The sequence below is a fragment of the Microbacterium sp. A93 genome (assembly GCF_051842835.1).
In genome coordinates, this window is the sequence record NZ_JBPXMT010000005.1 from 326,362 (window position 1) to 340,730 (window position 14,369).

Genomic DNA, 14,369 nt, shown 5'->3' on the forward strand with positions numbered 1-14,369 from the left:
GGATGAGTACGCAGAATTCCGAACCGGAAGTTCCTATCCGCAGGTTGGATCGCACCCTCGCTTACATGGCGTTGACGCTCGCCGCGCTCTCGGTCATCTGCTTCTTCGTCATCATCATCGGCAGCGCGGTCGGAATGGATCAGAACTCCTTCGGCAGCGGCCTCTGGCCTGTCATCGCAGCCATCCCGCTGTACGGTCTGCCCATAGCCTTCGTGATGATCGTCGCCCTGCTCGTGATGAGTTTCGTGCGAAAGGGGCGCGCCGCCCGGCGCACCTGACTATGAGCACGCATGCCCGCCCGCTCGCCGTATGGCTGGCTTCTGCGCCCGATTCGCAACTTGCGATGCTCTTCGAGGCGCGCGGTGTGCGCAGTGATGTCGCATGGCTCGATTTCTTTGACGCCGCCGAGGCTCTCCTCGAGCCCGCATCCATTGAGCGGATGCTGCCACGCCTGACCCTCGCGGAGGCGACGGCGTTGCACCGCGCGGCCACCGGTCAAGGCACCAGCGGCGAGACCGAGCCACTGGCCGAGTCGCTTCTGGCACTTGCGCTACTGCGCCCCGACGGCACACCAGCCCCTCCTGTCGCGGACGCCGTTGCCACTCGAGAGCTTCCGCAGATTGCCGAAACAGTATCGACGAGCCCTGCCTCGGAGGAAGCGCACGCCCACTCGGCTGAACGCGCCTTCACCAGCGTCGGCGCGCTTGCCGATGTGCTGCTGCTGGCCAGAGAGTCGCCGCTTGCGCTGCTGACCAGCGGAATCCTGGCAGCGGGAGAAAAGCGACGGATGGCTGACGCTGGCCTTCCCGTCGAGATCCTCGACGATCTCGTCGCACTTGCCGCAACGGCCGCTCTGATCACGACGATTCAGCGTCAGGTACGCCTGACTTCGGTCGGCGAAGCGTGGCTGCGGCTCGCTGCCGCCGAGCGGTGGGCGGGGCTCGCTGAAGCGTTCCGTGCGGCGCTGCCCCGCGGATTGCGCACAGCGTCCGGAGGATGGCTGCCCGTACCACTGTGGGCGCACCAGCATCCCTGGGATCCTTCCTGGAATGAACGCAGCGCGACCCTCATCGAACGTGCACGTCTGCTGGGGCTGATCGCCGACGGCGGGGCCGAACCGATGTGGGCATCGTCGTTGCGCGAGGGCGCCCCCGCGGATGCGGCAGCGCTGCAACAGATGTTGCCCACCGAAGTTGACCGAATCTTTCTGCAGAACGATCTGTCCGCGATCGCACCTGGTCCCCTCGCCTCAGCGTTAGATGTGAGGCTGCGAGGCATCGCCGCCAGGGAATCCGCGGCACAGGCATCCTCGTATCGATTCACCGCCGAGTCGGTTTCGCACGCGCTTGCTGCTGGCGAAACGGCAGCCTCCATCCTCGAATTCCTCGGCGAGTTGTCGCTGACCGGCATCCCCCAGCCACTCGAGTACCTCGTCACGCAGACCGCGCAGCGACATGGCCTCGTGCGCGTCTTCACCGATGCCGAAACAGGCCGCACCCGCGTCACGAGCGTGGATGCCACACTGCTCGACGCCGTGGGAGTGGACCAAGTACTGCGTCCGCTGGGGCTCACTCGGGAATCCGGTGGCCTCAGCTCCCGTGTCGGACGTGACACGGTCTACTGGGCTCTGACCGACGCACGCTATCCGGCGTCGATCGTCGGCTCCGACGGCCGTCCCCAGGTCGTCGACCGAAACCCGGCGCCGCCAGAGGAGTCTGCTGCGGCAGCATCCTACGATTCGCTGGTCGCACGTCTGCGTGCACAGCAGGGCCCTGACGCGGATGCTGCGTGGTTGGATCGCGAGCTGGAGGCGGCAGTGCGCGCCAAGGCAGTGCTCCTCATCGAGATTGCGATGCCAGACGGTTCCACCCGCGAACTTCAGCTGGAGGCGAGCGGGTTGGGCGGTGGAAGGCTGCGCGGTCGCGACCGTGCGGCCGACGTCGAGCGCACCCTTCCGGTCAAAAGCATCCGTTCCGCGAAAGTGGTCAGCCCTTCGACAAGCTCAGGGACCGACGGGTGAGAATCCGCGCCCGCGGTGAGACCCCGGACGCGACAGCGCGGTAGACTAGCCTGCTATGTCTGATGGCCCACTGATCGTCCAGAGCGACCGCACCGTCCTGCTCGAAGTCGCACACGCGGATGCCGAGAGCGCCCGCCACGAGCTGGCGATCTTCGCCGAGCTGGAGCGCGCGCCAGAGCACATCCACACGTATCGGATCACCCGTCTCGGCCTGTGGAACGCACGCGCCGCCGGTCACACCGCTGAGGACATGCTGTCCACACTCGACCGCTGGTCGCGCTTTCCCGTGCCGCCGTCGGTATCGGTCGACCTCCGCGAGACAGTGAACCGCTACGGTCGCCTTGTCATCGAGCGTGACGATGAGGGCACGCTGGTTCTTCGCTCCAATGATCCGGCCGTTCTCACCCAGGTGGCGAACAACAAGCGCATCCAGCCGCTGCTGGTCGGGCATCCCACCCCTGACACCTTCGTGGTCGACGCGTGGGCGCGGGGGCAGATCAAACAGGAACTTTTGAAGATCGGCTGGCCGGCCGAAGACCTCGCCGGTTACACCCCTGGAACGCCGCACGAGATTGACCTCGCCGAGGATGGCTGGCACATCCGGCCGTACCAGCAGGACGCCGTCGACGCCTTCTCCCGGGACGGTTCTGGCGTCGTGGTGCTCCCCTGTGGCGCAGGAAAGACGATCGTCGGCGCGGGGGCGATGGCAGCCACCGGGACAACGACGCTGATCCTCGTGACAAATACGGTCTCCGCACGGCAGTGGCGAGATGAGCTGCTCAAGCGCACGTCGCTCACCGCCGAGGAGATCGGCGAGTACTCCGGCCAGGTCAAGGAAGTCAAGCCGGTCACGATCGCGACCTACCAGATCCTCACCGCGAAAAGGAAGGGCGAGTACGCCCACCTGTCGCTACTCGATGCGATGGACTGGGGCCTCATCATCTACGACGAGGTGCACCTGCTGCCGGCACCCGTGTTCAAGCTGACTGCTGATCTGCAAGCCCGCCGCCGCATCGGTCTGACGGCCACTCTGGTGCGCGAAGACGGCCGCGAGGGCGACGTGTTCAGCCTCATCGGCCCCAAGCGCTTCGACGCCCCCTGGAAACAGATCGAGGCTCAGGGGTACATCTCCCCCGCAGCCTGTTACGAGGTTCGTGTCGACCTGCCGCCGGATGACCGGATGGAGTACGCCGCGGCGACGGATGAAGACCGCTATCGCCTTGCGGCATCGTCACCGGTCAAGATCGCCGCCGTACGGGAGCTGATCGCCAAGCACCCCGGCGAACGCATCCTCGTGATCGGGCAGTATCTCGACCAGCTCGACATCCTTTCCGATGCGCTGAACGCACCGCAGATCACGGGCGCCACGCCGATCGATGATCGTGAGAAGTTGTACCAGCAGTTCCGTGTGGGCGAGATCGAGCTGCTCGTCGTATCCAAGGTCGCGAACTTCTCAATCGATCTGCCCGAGGCATCCGTCGCGATCCAGGTTTCCGGGTCATTCGGATCCCGTCAGGAAGAGGCCCAGCGACTGGGGCGCCTGCTGCGCCCTAAGGAGTCCGGCCACACCGCGAGTTTCTACACGCTCATCGCCCGCGACACCGTCGACCAGGATTACGCGCAGAACCGCCAGCGTTTTCTCGCCGAACAGGGCTATAGCTACACGATCCTCGACGCTGACGCGCTGGCATCCGCGTAGCGGGTCACCGCGTAGCGGGTGACTCGGTGTCGTCTGCCGGGCTGGCGCCGCAGCGCCAGCACGGGCGCACGCGATCGTCCAGCATCGCGCCGCATTCGGGGCAGACCTGGGCGAGCCAGCAGGCAGCGTCACCGCCCATTTCGTCGCCGTTCATGCCGCCAGGTTACTCCGCCGTCGTCGCAGTTGGAGCAGTCATCGTCGGAGCCGTCGGAGCCGTCGCCGTGCGCGCCAGTCCTCGGGTGCGCGCCCAGCGATCAGCCAGAAGCGCATAGACGATCATCGTGATCGCGGATGCGATGAGATCGGCGGGGGCACCCTCGGTCGCGTTGGCGTCGACGAGGGAGAAGCTACCGAGTACGAAGATCAGCACGTTGTTCACGATGTGCATCGAGATCGCTGCTTCGAGTCCTCCGGTGCGCCAGCTCAGCCACGCGGCGACGATGGCGAAGACGCCGACGCTGAGCCCGCCCCAGAGATCGTATCCGTGCCCGATGACGAACAACGGCGCCGGCAGCAGGATAGCGAACGCCGGATGCCGCAGCCATCCGCCAATCAGCTGCATGAGGTATCCACGGAAGACGTACTCCTCCGCTGCTGCCTGTAGCGGCACGAGCAGAAGCACCAGGACGAGCATGAGCGCGATCCCGGGATGCGATGCGTCGATGACGATTGATTCTCCGGAGAGCGCAGCCAACGCGAACAGAACAGCAAAGTAGACCGCGTACACGGCGAGAGCGAGCAACAGGGTGCGCGCCAGCCAGCCCCATCGGATCCGACCAGCAACCGACGAGAGCAGCCCCGCACCTCGCCCCTCGACGATGCGGGATGCGAGAAAGAGTGCGGGCAGCATCAGGATCAGCGGCACCATCAGCGCGACGAACAACCAGGGCTGATTCAGATCGAAGGATTCGGGACTGTTCAGCCAGGCGTCGAATGCCGACTCGAATCCGGGATTCTCCGCCGCAGCGATTCCGGCCGGGATGATGATCAGGAACGACATCGTTAGGTACATGGCCACGCCGAACAGTCCGGTCAGGAGTACCCGCCACCATCGGTATCGCGGGCGAATCCGCGCCAGGCGGTGATATTCGGCAGAAATCGTCATGTGTCGATCTTCGCCCGGCCGGCGCAGGATCCGCATCGACCGAAAGATCGGACGATGCCCGGCGCCGGTCATCCTTTCGGTCGATACTCGGCAGCATTCCCGCGGCCTAGTCTTGGTATGTGACCTCTCGTTCGTCTTCTGCACGCAGGCGCAGATGGAGCGACATCTGGCGCTGGGCCGCAGCAGCGGCCATCGGAATGCTGGTGTTCGTCGTCGGCTACGGCGTCGAGTTGGAAACCGTCGATCCGGATGGGCAGGATGCCGCGGCGATCGGCGTACGCATGCTGATCGATCTCGCCCTCGGCGTCGTCGTCCTCGGCCTGTACGCATTCCGCCGCCGTGCCCCGCGACTCATCCCCGCCGTGGCGATCGCGCTGACTGCGTTCTCCTGGCTGGGAGCCGGAGCGGCTGCCGCCCTTCTCGTATTCGTCTCGGCCCGCCGACGACCCCGGGAGATCGCCGTTGCCGCGGCCCTGTACACCGCGGTCAACTGCATCGACATCACGGTGCACCCGTTCGATGACGGCACACCGCTGTGGCTGCTGCTCGTCATCGGCGGGATTCTCACGGGTGCGCTGGTTCTGCTCGGTCTTCTCATCGGCGCACGACGGCAATTGGATGAGGCGGCCGACGCAGCGCACACAGCGCAGATCGAGCGGGCGGGCGCCCAAGAGCGCTCGCGTATCGCTCGCGAGATGCACGATGTGCTGGGGCATCGGTTGTCGCTCATCGCTGTGCACGCCGGTGCGCTCGAGTATCGCCGGGATCTCTCCCCACAGCAGGCAGCAGAGGCTGCCGGGGTGATCCGAGAGAACTCCCACCTGGCTCTGGATGAACTGCGTGATGTGCTGGGGGTTCTTCGCGGCGAGGGTCACGGCGACACGGAGCGCAGTCCGCAGCCGGTTGCAGCCGATATCCACACCCTCATCGCGGATGCGCGTGCGGCCGGCAGCACCATCATTATCAGTGCGCTGGACACCGACGGCATCCCAGCGGCGCTCGGCCGACACCTGTTCCGGATCGTGCAAGAGATACTCACCAACGCGCGGAAGCACGCCCAGGGCGAGCGCATCTTTCTTCACCTGACATCGGATGCCGTCTCCGGCGTGCGGCTTTCCGCTCAGAACCGGGTGGGCGCGCCCATCGCCCCGCCCGGTTTCGGGCTCACCGGCGTCGCCGAGCGTACACGTCTGGCCGGAGGCCAGCTTCTCATCGATGAGGCGGACGGGCTCTTCCGAGTAGAGGTGGTGCTGCCATGGCCGAATTGAGAGTGCTGCTCGTCGATGACGAACAACTCGTGCGCACCGGCCTTCGTCTGCTGTTGGATGGCAGCGATGGCATCCGTATCGTCGGGGAAGCCGCCGACGGCGAGGCTGCAATCGAGGCGGCGCTGCGCATGCGTCCGGATGTCGTGCTGATGGATATCCGGATGCCGCGACTCGACGGCATCCGCGCAACAGCACGAATACTCGCCGAGCGCCCCGATGCGCGCATCGTCATGCTGACGACATTCGACGCCGACGCCGAAGTGCTCGGCGCACTGGAGAGCGGCGCAATGGGGTTCCTGCTCAAAGACACGCCACCGGTCGATCTGATCGCGGCGTTGCATCAGGTCGCCGATGGCCGGATGATGCTCTCGCCCTCCGTCACCCGCCAGCTGGTCATCGCTGCCACCGACGGTCGGATCGCCGATCGACGCCGGGTCGCGAACAGCCGACTCAGCGAACTCACCGCACGTGAACGTGAGGTAGCAGAGGCAGTCGCACACGGCCTCAGTAACGCCGAGATCGCCGCGAAACTGTTCCTCAGTCTCGCCACCGTGAAGACCCATGTGGGGCGGATCATGGACAAGCTGCCCGCCAACAATCGCGTGCAGATCGCGATCTGCGTGCATGAAGCAGGAGACGACATATCGGGCGCTCCGAAAGATAATCAGCCTTCGCATGGCTGAAGTCACCATAATGGGGACATGACTGATGCGCGCATCCTGGTCGTCGATGACGAGCCCAACATCCGTGACCTGCTTTCCACAGGCCTGAGCTTCGCTGGATTCCAGGTGAAGACGGTCGCGAATGGTGCGGCCACGATCTCTGCTGTCCTCGAAGAGGAGCCGGATCTCATCATCCTCGATGTCATGCTCCCCGACATGAACGGGTTCAGCGTGACCAAGCGCCTGCGTGGCGCGGGCTTCACCGCCCCGATCCTCTTCCTCACGGCGAAGGATGACACGCAAGACAAGATCGAAGGTCTGAACGCCGGCGGTGACGACTACGTCACCAAGCCGTTCGCCCTCGATGAGATCGTCGCTCGTGCCCAGGCGATCCTCCGCCGCACGATGCAGGCCGATGAGGAGTCGATCATCCGTGCCGGCGAGCTGTCGATGGATCAGGACACGCACGATGTGTTCGTCGGCAAGGAGCCGATTGAGCTCAGCCCGACCGAGTTCAAGCTGCTGCGCTACCTGATGCTCAACCCCAACCGCGTGCTCTCGAAGGCGCAGATCCTCGACCACGTGTGGGAGTACGACTTCAACGGCGATGCCGGCATCGTCGAGAGCTACATCTCGTACCTGCGTCGCAAGATTGATCCGCATACCGAAGAATCTGTCATTCAGACCAAGCGCGGTTTCGGCTACATGCTGAAGGTGGGCAAGTAGCCACCGAAGGGAACGGCATGGGGCAACAGCCTGACGCCGTCACCGGTTGGTGGCGGCGGATCAGCCTTCGCGCGAAGGTCACCGGGGTCACCGTCGCTGTCCTCGCGCTCGGCCTTCTCGTCGCCGGTATCGGCACGGTGCCGCTGCTGCGCAATTCCCTGGTCGAGAACATCAACGCGCAACTGCCGTCACTGGTCACGAGTGACCTCGCCAGCCGCTGGTTCGACATGGAGCTGGTCGACGGTAACCTGGCGCTCACCCCATCCGAGACGGCCCCACGCGCGGCCGACTACGTCTTCGCGGTGTATGCCGCCGATGGCACCCTTCTCGCGCAGTCACCCGGGCCGGCGGATACACCGCTGCCAGTTTTCCCCGAGACGTTCACGCTCGAACAGGCCTACGCCCTCGACGGCAAGATTCTCCCCCTGAAGAGTGCGGACGGCAGCGCGTTTCACGCGTCCGTCGCCGGGCGCGGTGGCCCGGACGGCACCCTGTATGTGCAGTACGTCGCGCTGCCTCTGGAAGAGGCCGACCGCATCATCAGCCAGTACTTCGCGGTCTACACGACCGTGGCACTTGTCACGACGCTCGTCGCGGCGCTCCTCATCCGAGGCCTCGTCACGCTCACCTTCCGCCGCCTCGGGCAGGTCGAATCCACCGCAATGCTGATCGCCTCCGGTGACTTCAGCCAGCGTCTCACCGACTTCGAGCCCACCACCGAGGTGGGCCGTCTCAACTTCGCGATCAACACGATGCTCGAGCGAATCGACGAGTCGATCGCGCAGCGTGACCGCACAGTGCGGCACATGCGCCGCTTCATCGGCGATGCCAGCCACGAGCTGCGCACTCCGCTGGTGAGCGTGCGCGGTTATGCGGAGCTTTACCGTATGGGCGCGATCCGTGGCGAAGAAGACACGGCCAGGGCGATGGAGCGCATCGAGAAGGAAGCGATCCGGATGGGCGTGCTCGTCGAGGATCTGCTCGCTCTCGCAAGGCTCGATGAAGAGCCGGAGCTGCAGATCGTGCCGCTCGATCTGCGACCGGTCGCCCGTGACGCCGCGCTCGATCTGCGCGCCACTGCCCCACGGCGAACGATCACCGTCGTCGACAAAACAGTGGATGCCATGCCGACCGCCTCGCTGCGAACCCACTCGCCGCGGCCGGAGACTTCCAGCACGCCCACCTCACGGGCGCGCGCTGGCGCACTTGCCCGACTGCGCCGCAAGCCCCGCACTACTGGGCAGGCGATGCCGGAGATCGACTTCACCGAAGCAGAAGATATTCCGGTGCGCACGCCGCCGATCATCCTCGGCGAGGAAAACAAGGTGCGCCAGGTCGTGGCGAACCTGCTGGGCAATGCCCGGCGGTTCTCCGCAGAGGACAGCCCGATCGAACTCGTCGTCGATACGGATCGCGCGGCCGGCACCGGCAGCATCTCGATCGTCGATCATGGCGAAGGCATCCCGCCGGAGATCCGTGAGCAGATCTTCGAACGCTTCTGGCGCGCAGACACGTCCAGAGCGCGTGAGACCGGCGGTTCCGGCCTCGGCCTCGCGATCGTGTCATCGATCGTCTCCGCCCTCCACGGCAGCGTACGCGTCGACGAGACGCCGGGAGGGGGCGCGACGTTCACGGTGATCTTCCCGCTCGCGCCTGCGCAGGCGACGCCTGAGCACCTGTTGGAAGATACCCAGCCGCTGGAGCGACTGAACCTCGACGCTCTTTGATCTCTGACGCTTTCTGACGCGCACTGGGCTGACTCGTTCTCCACCAATTGGTGACGCTGTCGCTCATCCACGGAACGTGGTTTCTCGCCTCACGCGCCGACCGGCACTCTCGTAACGTATGAGCTCCGACGAAAGGAGTTCCCATGTCCGTATACACCGTCGACACCGAGGCCGTCTTTGCCGCCAACGGTGCCGCAAGAGCCACAATGGAACGATTGCGCAGCGAGTCGCTGGCGCTGAAAGCACAGCTCACCCAGTTGCAGTCTTCGTGGACAGGCGCTGCATCAGTGGCGTTCCAAGGCTGCAGCGATCAGTGGAGTGCCGCCCAGATGCATGTCGAACAGGTGCTGGATTCAATCGGCGTTGCACTGGGATCTGCGGCGACGCAGTACTCAGATGCCGATCAGTACTCGGCAAGCCTCTTTCGCTGACTTACCCTCCCCGAACGCAGAAACGCCCCGGCCGAGGCCGGGGCGTTTCTGTCTGTGCGTGTGGACTTAGAAGTCCATGCCACCCGTCGGGTCGCCAGCCGGAGCTGCGGCCCGCTCAGGCTTGTCGGCGACAACGACCTCAGTGGTGAGGAAGAGACCGGCGATCGAGGCTGCGTTCTGCAGCGCCGAGCGCGTCACCTTGGCGGGGTCGATGATGCCAGCGGCAAACATCTCCACGTACTCACCGGTTGCGGCGTTGAGGCCGTGACCGCTGGGAAGCTCGGAGACCTTGTGCGCGACGACACCGGGCTCGAGACCAGCGTTGAGCGCAATCTGCTTGAGCGGAGCCGAGATGGCGACGCGAACGATGTTCGCACCCGTTGCCTCGTCACCCGTGAGCTCAAGAGAATCAAGTGCCTTCGTGCCAGCCTGGATGAGCGCGACGCCACCACCGGGGACGATGCCCTCTTCGACGGCTGCCTTCGCGTTGCGAACGGCGTCCTCGATGCGGTGCTTGCGCTCCTTGAGCTCGACCTCGGTTGCCGCTCCGGCCTTGATGACCGCAACGCCACCAGCGAGCTTGGCGAGACGCTCCTGGAGCTTCTCACGGTCGTAGTCGCTGTCGGTGTTCTCGATCTCGCGGCGGATCTGGGTTACGCGACCCTCGATCTGCTCGGTCTCGCCAGCACCCTCGACGATTGTTGTCTCGTCCTTGGTGATGATGACCTTGCGCGCACGGCCCAGCAGGTCGAGCGTGGTGTTCTCGAGCTTGAGACCGACCTCTTCGGTGATGACCTGACCACCGGTGAGGATCGCGATGTCCTGCAGCTGCGCCTTGCGACGGTCGCCGAAGCCGGGAGCCTTGACAGCAGCCGACTTGAAGATGCCGCGGATCTTGTTCAGCACCAGAGTCGCAAGAGCTTCGCCCTCGACGTCCTCGGCAATGATGACAAGCTCCTTGCCTTCCTGGATCACCTTGTCGACGATCGGGAGAAGATCCTTGATGCTCGAGATCTTCGAGTTCGCGATGAGGATGTAAGGCTCCTCGAACACGGCCTCCTGGCGGTCTGCATCCGTCACGAAGTACGGGTTCAGGTAGCCCTTGTCGAAGCGCATGCCCTCGGTGAGCTCGAGCTCGGTGCCGAAGGTCTGCGACTCCTCGACGGTGACAACGCCTTCCTTGCCGACCTTGTCGATCGCCTCAGCGATGAGCTCGCCGATTTCGGTGTCAGCGGCGGAGATAGATGCCGTAGCGGCAATCTGCTCCTTCGAATCGATCTCCCTGGCGCTGGCGAGCAGCTCCGCGGTGATCGCTGCAACAGCCTTCTCGATGCCGCGCTTGAGCGAGATCGGGTCGGCGCCGGCTGCGACGTTGCGCAGGCCTTCACGAACGAGTGCCTGAGCGAGGACGGTCGCGGTGGTGGTTCCATCACCTGCGACGTCATCGGTCTTCTTGGCGACCTCCTTGACGAGCTCCGCACCGATCTTCTCGTACGGGTCGTCCAGCTCGATCTCCTTGGCGATCGACACACCGTCGTTAGTGATCGTGGGAGCGCCCCACTTCTTCTCAAGCACGACGTTGCGACCGCGCGGGCCGAGGGTCACCTTGACAGCGTCGGCGAGGATGTTGAGGCCGCGCTCGAGACCGCGACGGGCCTCCTCATCGAAAGCGATGATCTTTGCCATGAGTTTTGTCGTCCCTCCTGGACGTAGACGTTCTGGTTAGCACTCACAGTACGAGAGTGCTAACGCCCATTCTGGCACTCGACCCCATCGAGTGCAAGCCGCGGAGGGTGCTTATTCTGCGGGAGTCTCCACAGACTCGGGCTCGACGCTCGAGCGATCAAGGCCGATGACGACGACAAGCTGCTTCTGCTCGGGGTCATTCGGGTCAGCATAGAAATCGCTCTCCGAGACCTGAGCTCCGCCGATCACGTCAGCCAGGCCGATCGCGGCCAGCTGGTCTGCCTCTGCCACGTAGTAGACGGTTGTCTCGGCGAAGTCCTGCTGACCGGCCTCGCCGTAGCTCACTGAATCGGCGGGCCATCCGTTGTTCAGCAGGGTGTCACGCAACTGCACGTCGAGTCCAGACTCCGGCGTAGCGTTGAGCACGAGTACTGAGTAGGACGTGTCGACGACGCCCGCGACTTCGGGTGCGGGGGCTCCGGTGGAACCAGCACCGGGGAACAGCGTGATGCGCCCCATCAGCATCAGCGCGACGAAAATACCGACGACGATGATCACGAGCGCTGCGACAAAAGACCACAGCAACACGATCCAGCCGTTCATTCCTGGGGCCTCGGCTCGATGCGCTCCTACGCGTCCTGAGGAACGGGGAACATCATCGAAGCGGTCTTTGACAAGCTGGGGCACTCGTCGATGCTATCTGTCGAGGCCTTGGAATCCACACATAGCGCACCGGGAGAGACGCGTCAGCCGGCAAATCCACGCATCCGCGCCACGCGCTTATCCGTCCTGTTCTCGCGCAGCCGACGCAGTCGACGCACCAGAAGGGGGTCATGATCGAGTGCCTGCTCTGTGTCAATCAGCCTGCCGAGCAGTTGATAGTAGCGAGCGGGACTCATCCCGAGCTTCGTACGGATGGTCTCTTCCTTCGCGCCACCGTGCCGCGGCCAAGCGGCTTCCAGCGCGAGGATCGCGCGGTCGCGATCGGTGAGGTCTCCGAGCATGCGTCCAGGCTAAGGGCGATTCTCCGGCGAACCAGCGCGCCACTCCCACCAGCGTCCCAATGGGTCAGCGGCCGCACGTACTTTCCCGTCGATCGCGACGACGAACCCCGGCCAGGTATCGGCATCGACCGGCGGATGCCAGGCGTCATGCAGTGCCGGCGTGTCGATCGTGATCCAGCGGGCCGGCAGGTGTTGCAGCTGTGCGATCAGCGCGTGCCTTGATGCCCAAGGGATGTGGGCGAGCACGCCGGGCGTTGTGATGACGAGCGTCGCGTCTGGCGGAGCGGATGCCGCGAGCGCCGCCACCTCAGCTCCGGCGTCACCGCGCACCATCCGCGGCGGATCGGCCGCGACGATATCGAGGGCAGCAGCGATCCGCGCTTCTCGGCCTGTCTCCCCTGGCCAGACCAGCCCCTGCAGCCAGGCACGGTCTCTCGGGTCGCCGGCGTCGAGCGGGTCAAGATCGATCCCGGCACGCCAGACGATCTGCGGCATCCGCACCGGCGGCCTCGGCCCACGCACCTCGCTGGTGAGCACGACTTCGGAGGGTCCGCCATCCGGATCGAGAGCCGCGCGCAGTGTGCCGTCGGTGTCAACAAAACGATATGAGTAGCGATCGGGGTAGAGACAGAGGCCACCCGACGCCCCAAGCTCGAGCAGCGCGATTGGTCCGGCGATCTCGGAGAGCACCGGAAGCAGTGGTGCAAGGCGCAGCGGCTCGTTGGTCTGCACCCGGCGCGCAGAGCACTCGGCGACAATCTCGTCTGAGTGCGCGAGCAGGAATGCCCGCCACTTCTCGAAGCCCTCCAGTGGCGCGCCCAGCATCCGCGTCACCGCGAACACGAGTGGCGGCTGCCTGCGCGTGTCGGGAATGCGGGCGAGCACCGCCCGCACGTCGGAGTCAGCGGCGACCCCAGCGGCCCATTCTTCGTACAGCGCAGAGCGGCCGGGCGCCTCCTCGCGCGCAAAACGGTCGTAGCGTTCGCGCACAGCATCCGTCATCCATCCATTCTCGCCCGGTGATCGGCCCACGGCTGCCCGACGCGGTGGACAATGGAAGAGACATAGGAGGCCCCATGGACTACAACGTGAAGAAGACGGATGCCGAATGGCGCGAAGAACTCGGCGACGAAGAGTTCGCGGTGCTGCGCAAAGCCGCGACCGAACGCGCCTGGACAGGCGAGCTGCTCGATGAGAAGCGTGGCGGCCTGTACACCTGCGGAGCCTGCGGAACAGAACTGTTCAAGAGCGGCACGAAGTTCGATTCGGGATGCGGATGGCCGAGCTTCTACGAGTCGATCCGCCCGGACGCGGTGCAGCTCATCGAGGACAACACGCTCGGCATGCAGCGCACGGAAGTCCGCTGCGCGAACTGCGGTTCACACCTCGGTCACGTTTTCCCGGATGGTTTCGGCACCCCCACTGGCGACCGGTACTGCATGAACTCGTTGTCGCTGAACTTCACGCCCGAGGCTCCCCAGGCGTGAGCGCGCTCGATGCGGCCCTGGCCCGGCAGTCCTGGTCGAAGGTCACCGAGGACGCACCAACCAGCGACGAGCTACTGCCACTGGTGGCCGCGGCAGGTCGCGTTGCCGACCATTCCTCTTTGCGGCCGTGGCGCCTGATCGAACTGCGCGGCGACGATCGCGTGGTGCTCGGGGAGGCCATCGCGAAGGCACAGAGCGACAAGAGCCCCTCGTCGAAGCCGCTGCGTGCCGCATTGCTGATCGCTGTGGTGGCGAGCTACCACAAGAGCGACAAGGTGCCGCGGTGGGAGCAGGAGGCCGTCGCCGCCGGCGTCGCACACACGCTCAGCTTGCTGCTGGATGAGGCCGGATGGGGCGTCATCTGGCGCACTGGCGGCTACACACGCTCGAAGGCCGTCGCGAAGGCGCACGGGCTGAAGAAGAACGAGGAGCTACTGGGGTGGCTCTACGTCGGCGGCAAACCGCAGGGCAAGAAGCCCGGTCGTCGCAAGAGCGTCGACGCCCGCGACCTGTTGACCCGGATGCCTGCGCAGAAGAAGTAGCGGCTCGGGTCG

16 protein-coding genes are annotated in these 14,369 nt (G+C 65.1%); 10 read left to right on the forward strand and 6 right to left on the reverse strand.

What is annotated here, in order from left to right:
* Window positions 1-2 precede the first annotated feature (2 nt).
* From ACSU1G_RS14985 to ACSU1G_RS14995, 3 genes are read left to right on the forward strand one after another with little or no spacing between them, the layout of a single operon-like run.
* On the forward strand, window positions 3-278 hold the full coding sequence (locus ACSU1G_RS14985) for a multidrug ABC transporter ATPase (protein WP_439280758.1): 276 nt from the start codon (window positions 3-5) through the stop codon (window positions 276-278).
* Window positions 279-280: 2 nt separating this feature from the next.
* Window positions 281-2,020, forward strand: a complete 1,740-nt coding sequence (locus tag ACSU1G_RS14990; RefSeq protein WP_439280759.1) for a helicase-associated domain-containing protein — start codon at window positions 281-283, stop codon at window positions 2,018-2,020.
* A 55-nt stretch (window positions 2,021-2,075) separates the two neighbouring features.
* Complete coding sequence (locus ACSU1G_RS14995) at window positions 2,076-3,719, forward strand: DNA repair helicase XPB (RefSeq protein WP_439280760.1); 1,644 nt, start codon at window positions 2,076-2,078, stop codon at window positions 3,717-3,719.
* A 4-nt stretch (window positions 3,720-3,723) separates the two neighbouring features.
* Here the strand turns inward: ACSU1G_RS14995 and ACSU1G_RS15000 are convergent, their stop codons facing one another.
* Together ACSU1G_RS15000 and ACSU1G_RS15005 are read right to left on the reverse strand one after the other, a co-directional pair.
* Window positions 3,724-3,873 carry a hypothetical protein gene (locus ACSU1G_RS15000; RefSeq protein ID WP_439280761.1) on the reverse strand — a complete coding sequence of 50 codons (150 nt, stop codon included), beginning with the start codon at window positions 3,871-3,873 and terminating at the stop codon, window positions 3,724-3,726.
* A gap of 9 nt (window positions 3,874-3,882) precedes the next feature.
* Window positions 3,883-4,824 (reverse strand): lysostaphin resistance A-like protein, encoded by a 942-nt coding sequence (locus tag ACSU1G_RS15005; RefSeq protein ID WP_439280762.1) that lies wholly within the window; start codon window positions 4,822-4,824, stop codon window positions 3,883-3,885.
* Between the two features lie 119 nt (window positions 4,825-4,943).
* Here ACSU1G_RS15005 and ACSU1G_RS15010 point away from each other — a divergent pair, with 119 nt between their 5' ends.
* The 5 genes from ACSU1G_RS15010 (at window position 4,944) to ACSU1G_RS15030 (ending at window position 9,638) form a co-directional block, all read left to right on the forward strand.
* Entirely contained in the window at window positions 4,944-6,092 is a 1,149-nt protein-coding gene (locus ACSU1G_RS15010; protein WP_439280763.1) for a sensor histidine kinase, read from the forward strand.
* Between the two features lie 2 nt (window positions 6,093-6,094).
* Entirely contained in the window at window positions 6,095-6,775 is a 681-nt protein-coding gene (locus ACSU1G_RS15015; RefSeq protein WP_439280764.1) for a response regulator, read from the forward strand.
* 18 nt (window positions 6,776-6,793) lie between these two features.
* Window positions 6,794-7,480, forward strand: coding sequence for a response regulator transcription factor (locus ACSU1G_RS15020; protein ID WP_033106665.1), 687 nt, complete (start codon window positions 6,794-6,796; stop codon window positions 7,478-7,480).
* 17 nt (window positions 7,481-7,497) lie between these two features.
* Window positions 7,498-9,207 (forward strand): sensor histidine kinase, encoded by a 1,710-nt coding sequence (locus tag ACSU1G_RS15025; RefSeq protein ID WP_439280765.1) that lies wholly within the window; start codon window positions 7,498-7,500, stop codon window positions 9,205-9,207.
* Window positions 9,208-9,350: 143 nt separating this feature from the next.
* Window positions 9,351-9,638, forward strand: coding sequence for a WXG100 family type VII secretion target (locus ACSU1G_RS15030; protein WP_439280766.1), 288 nt, complete (start codon window positions 9,351-9,353; stop codon window positions 9,636-9,638).
* Between the two features lie 66 nt (window positions 9,639-9,704).
* Here the strand turns inward: ACSU1G_RS15030 and groL are convergent, their stop codons facing one another.
* The 4 genes from groL to ACSU1G_RS15050 form a co-directional block, all read right to left on the reverse strand.
* Window positions 9,705-11,324, reverse strand: a complete 1,620-nt coding sequence (groL, locus tag ACSU1G_RS15035) for a chaperonin GroEL (protein ID WP_439280767.1) — start codon at window positions 11,322-11,324, stop codon at window positions 9,705-9,707.
* Window positions 11,325-11,435: 111 nt separating this feature from the next.
* Complete coding sequence (locus tag ACSU1G_RS15040) at window positions 11,436-12,011, reverse strand: LytR C-terminal domain-containing protein (protein ID WP_439280768.1); 576 nt, start codon at window positions 12,009-12,011, stop codon at window positions 11,436-11,438.
* A 59-nt stretch (window positions 12,012-12,070) separates the two neighbouring features.
* Complete coding sequence (locus ACSU1G_RS15045; RefSeq protein ID WP_439280769.1) at window positions 12,071-12,328, reverse strand: DUF3263 domain-containing protein; 258 nt, start codon at window positions 12,326-12,328, stop codon at window positions 12,071-12,073.
* Window positions 12,329-12,337: 9 nt separating this feature from the next.
* On the reverse strand, window positions 12,338-13,330 hold the full coding sequence (locus ACSU1G_RS15050; RefSeq protein WP_439280770.1) for a DUF2332 family protein: 993 nt from the start codon (window positions 13,328-13,330) through the stop codon (window positions 12,338-12,340).
* A 74-nt stretch (window positions 13,331-13,404) separates the two neighbouring features.
* Here ACSU1G_RS15050 and msrB point away from each other — a divergent pair, with 74 nt between their 5' ends.
* Both msrB and ACSU1G_RS15060 read left to right on the forward strand, forming a co-directional pair.
* A complete protein-coding gene (gene msrB, locus ACSU1G_RS15055; protein WP_439280771.1) occupies window positions 13,405-13,815 on the forward strand; it encodes a peptide-methionine (R)-S-oxide reductase MsrB in 411 nt (136 codons plus the stop codon).
* A complete protein-coding gene (locus ACSU1G_RS15060; protein WP_439280772.1) occupies window positions 13,812-14,357 on the forward strand; it encodes a nitroreductase family protein in 546 nt (181 codons plus the stop codon). The genes msrB and ACSU1G_RS15060 overlap by 4 nt, the downstream gene beginning before the upstream one ends.
* The last annotated feature ends 12 nt before the right edge of the window (window positions 14,358-14,369 follow it).

What these genes read in the sequence shown, in the direction of transcription:
- ACSU1G_RS15005 (WP_439280762.1), bottom strand. Translation starts at nt 4,824, where the DNA reads ATGACGATTTCTGCCGAATATCACCGCCTGGCGCGGATTCGCCCGCGA.
- ACSU1G_RS15020 (WP_033106665.1), top strand. Translation starts at nt 6,794, where the DNA reads ATGACTGATGCGCGCATCCTGGTCGTCGATGACGAGCCCAACATCCGT.
- msrB (WP_439280771.1), top strand. Translation starts at nt 13,405, where the DNA reads ATGGACTACAACGTGAAGAAGACGGATGCCGAATGGCGCGAAGAACTC.
- ACSU1G_RS14990 (WP_439280759.1), top strand. Translation starts at nt 281, where the DNA reads ATGAGCACGCATGCCCGCCCGCTCGCCGTATGGCTGGCTTCTGCGCCC.
- ACSU1G_RS15000 (WP_439280761.1), bottom strand. Translation starts at nt 3,873, where the DNA reads ATGAACGGCGACGAAATGGGCGGTGACGCTGCCTGCTGGCTCGCCCAG.
- ACSU1G_RS15045 (WP_439280769.1), bottom strand. Translation starts at nt 12,328, where the DNA reads ATGCTCGGAGACCTCACCGATCGCGACCGCGCGATCCTCGCGCTGGAA.
- ACSU1G_RS15025 (WP_439280765.1), top strand. Translation starts at nt 7,498, where the DNA reads ATGGGGCAACAGCCTGACGCCGTCACCGGTTGGTGGCGGCGGATCAGC.
- ACSU1G_RS15030 (WP_439280766.1), top strand. Translation starts at nt 9,351, where the DNA reads ATGTCCGTATACACCGTCGACACCGAGGCCGTCTTTGCCGCCAACGGT.
- ACSU1G_RS14995 (WP_439280760.1), top strand. Translation starts at nt 2,076, where the DNA reads ATGTCTGATGGCCCACTGATCGTCCAGAGCGACCGCACCGTCCTGCTC.
- ACSU1G_RS14985 (WP_439280758.1), top strand. Translation starts at nt 3, where the DNA reads ATGAGTACGCAGAATTCCGAACCGGAAGTTCCTATCCGCAGGTTGGAT.
- groL (WP_439280767.1), bottom strand. Translation starts at nt 11,324, where the DNA reads ATGGCAAAGATCATCGCTTTCGATGAGGAGGCCCGTCGCGGTCTCGAG.
- ACSU1G_RS15050 (WP_439280770.1), bottom strand. Translation starts at nt 13,330, where the DNA reads ATGACGGATGCTGTGCGCGAACGCTACGACCGTTTTGCGCGCGAGGAG.